Consider the following 2,735-nt stretch of genomic DNA (forward strand, 5'->3'; position numbering starts at 1 on the left):
GGCCTCGCGCAGGGCCTGCCGATAGCTCGTGCGGCCGCCGGGCGGGGCGCCGAGCACCTCGTCGGCGTCGTCGTTGAGGACGATCGCCTCGCAGCGCAGCGATTCCACCAGCGGCCGGGCCAGGCCGGTCTCGAGGGGGGTGACCAGACCCATCCACAGCGAGGACAGCTTGGGGGTCAGTACGGGGACGGGGACCATGAGCCGGCGGTGCAGCCCGGCCTCCTCGGCGTAGATCTGCATCATCTGCCCGTAGGTCAGCACGTCGGGGGAGCCCACGTCGATCACGCGGCCGTCGGCGAGCTCGCCCTCGAGGGGAACCGTGGTGGCGGCGGCGAGGTAGTGGACCACGTCCCGGACGGCGATCGGCTGGATCCGGTTGCTCACCCACTTCGGGGTGACCATGCCGGGGAGCCGGGTGGTCAGATGCCGGATCATCTCGAAGGACGCGGACCCCGAGCCGATCACGACCCCGGCCTGGATCACCAGCGCCGGCACGGACGAGGCCAGCATGATCCGCCCCACCTCGACGCGCGAGCGCAGGTGCGTCGACAGGTCCGTCTCGCCCTCCGGGTGCAGCCCGGACAGGTGCACGATGCGCCCCACCCCGGCGGCCTCGACGGCCCGGACGAAGATCTCGGTGGTCTCGCGTTCTTCCCGCTCGAAGTCCGCAGTGTGACCCATCGAGTGGACGAGGTGGCAGGCCACGTCGACGCCGGCGAGCGCCTCGGTCAACGCGGCCTCGTCCCCCAGTCCGCCCTCGTGGATGGTCACCTGATCCCGCCAGGGCACGTCGTCGAGCCGGGCGGGGGTGCGCGCCAGGACCGAGACACGGGCGCCGTCCGCGAGCAAACGGGGGACGAGGCGGGAGCCGATGTACCCGGTCGCGCCGATGACGAGGACGCGCGGGCCGGACTGGGCGTCGGGGGCCTGGGCGTCGGGGGATCCGTGGGGCGTGGACATACCCGAGACTCTTCCAGTGTGGGCGCGCTCGCGCACCCGTTGTGCGGTCGGCCAGCCGACCCGCACGCTCGGCCCGAATCCGGTCCCGGGTGTGCCGCTTCCGGGCACGAGAGGCGCGATATCCGGATACTGGATTCAGACGAGGCGGACGGACCGTGACGGACGGAGGGAGAACGGATGGCGATCGGCGCGGCACGACCCCGACAACTCTCCAGGTCGATGGACCTGTCCGGCGTCCGCATCGAGACCGCCAGGCTGCGTTCGGAGCGGGCCGTGGCCACCTTCTGGCGGTGGTGGTCCGAGGGCGGGTGTCGTCGTACGACCGCCGCGATCGAGTCGGGGAACGCCCGCCGGGTGGTCCCGGAGATCACCTCGCTCATCGAGGCCATCGATCCCGGTCTGTCGTGGGAGTTCGTCCCCGCATCCGAGGGTGATCCGCACCGGCTGACCGTCACCGCGGCCGGGGTGCCGGAACTGCGCGGGGTGGCGCGCCGCTGGCTCGCCCAGGCCCCGCCCGACGATTCCGAGTGGACATACGCCGACCTGCGTGACCCGGTCCCCGGGCGCGCCATGCACTTCCGCGACCGGCGGCTGGGGTTCGACGAGGCGGAGGTGGTGGTGGACGTGGGGCTCTCCCGGGCCGACGTGACCGTCCACCATCCCGGGTTCGCTGGACTGGTGGGATCCGATCCCTCGATCGCCGCCTACCTGTTGCTCGACGCGATGTGCGGCGAGGCCGCGGTGGAGACGTGGGTGGGCACGATCCGCTCCAACGCCACGGCCCCGGGGGACGATGCGGTGTCGCTGTACGCGCTGCCCGGGATCCTGCGGGAGATAGAGCAGGAGAACACCGACGAGGCGGGGGAGCCGGCCTGGCAGATCCTGCACGGCGACACCTCGCAGGGCCCGATGGTCGCCGTGGTGCGCGTGCCCCTGGTGGCGCTCTCGGCACCGGAGTTCGACCGGCACGTCGCCGTCCACGTGCCCTATACGGATGTCGAGGACTGTGGGCTGCCGGGGTCGGGCTCACTGCCCGGGCTGCGGGACCTCGAGGACCACCTGGTCGACCGGCTGGAGGGCACAGGCGAGTGCGTGGGCGCCGAGAGCTGCAACGGCCGCCGGCTCCTGCACTTCTACGTGGACTCCACGACCCCCGCGCACGAGCAGCTGCGCGTGGCCTGCTCCGGCTGGGACCAGGGCGAGGTGACCCTGACGGTCACCGACGATCCGGGCTGGCGGAAGGTTCAGCACCTGCGGGTGTGAGATCGGCCGAGGCCTGACTCTGGCCCGGCCCCGGTACGGTGCCGACGAAGGCGTCTTCGCCCGGGCCGGTCACCACGGACACCCGCCGGGTGGGCCCGGAACGGGGTTCCACGGAGATCCATCCCGGTATCCGGCCGTCGAGCACCAGGTCGGGCGGGTTCGACGTCGTCGCCCCGCCGGTCGAGGACAGGTCCCAGTCGGCGTCGACCCGGATCACGGTCGGTGGCGTCACGTCAGGACCACCGGGTCCGGCTAGTGCGTCGATCCGACCCTCACTGAGGGCACCGTCGACGTCCCAGAACACCGCGTCCACCGGTGTGCCCACATCAGAGGCGTCAGCGGCAACGATCCGGTACCTGGTCTCGTCGGCGATCGCCGACAGTGATCGCCAGCGGTCCGGGACGTCTGTGACCACTGCGACCCGGTATCCCGCCGCCACCGCGCGGAAGGCCACCTGGCGGCACACGGCGGAGCCGGCCGCGAGGAGCACCGAGCGCAGGTGGGGCCCGGCC

Annotated in this window: 2 protein-coding genes and 1 pseudogene; 1 reads left to right on the forward strand and 2 read right to left on the reverse strand. The window is 72.3% G+C overall.

Annotated features, from left to right (window positions below; translation table 11 throughout):
- On the reverse strand, nt 1-960 hold a 960-nt coding region (locus tag IY392_RS15360; protein WP_194861672.1), incomplete at its 3' end, for an NAD(P)H-binding protein.
- A gap of 177 nt (nt 961-1,137) precedes the next feature.
- On the opposite strand from IY392_RS15360, the gene IY392_RS15365 reads away from it, so the two are divergent.
- The gene (locus IY392_RS15365) at nt 1,138-2,223 is read left to right on the forward strand and encodes a DUF695 domain-containing protein (RefSeq protein ID WP_182613206.1); all 1,086 of its coding nucleotides are present in this window, start codon (nt 1,138-1,140) and stop codon (nt 2,221-2,223) included.
- Here IY392_RS15365 and IY392_RS15370 read toward each other — a convergent pair.
- A pseudogene (locus IY392_RS15370) lies at nt 2,177-2,735 on the reverse strand (hypothetical protein); the annotation flags it as partial. The gene IY392_RS15365 and the pseudogene IY392_RS15370 overlap by 47 nt on opposite strands.

It is taken from the genome of Dietzia sp. SYD-A1 (assembly GCF_015356725.1).
In the GTDB taxonomy this organism is placed as follows: domain Bacteria; phylum Actinomycetota; class Actinomycetes; order Mycobacteriales; family Mycobacteriaceae; genus Dietzia.

Coding starts and splice junctions, on each gene's coding strand:
- IY392_RS15365 (WP_182613206.1), top strand. CDS start 1,138: ATGGCGATCGGCGCGGCACGACCCCGACAACTCTCCAGGTCGATGGAC.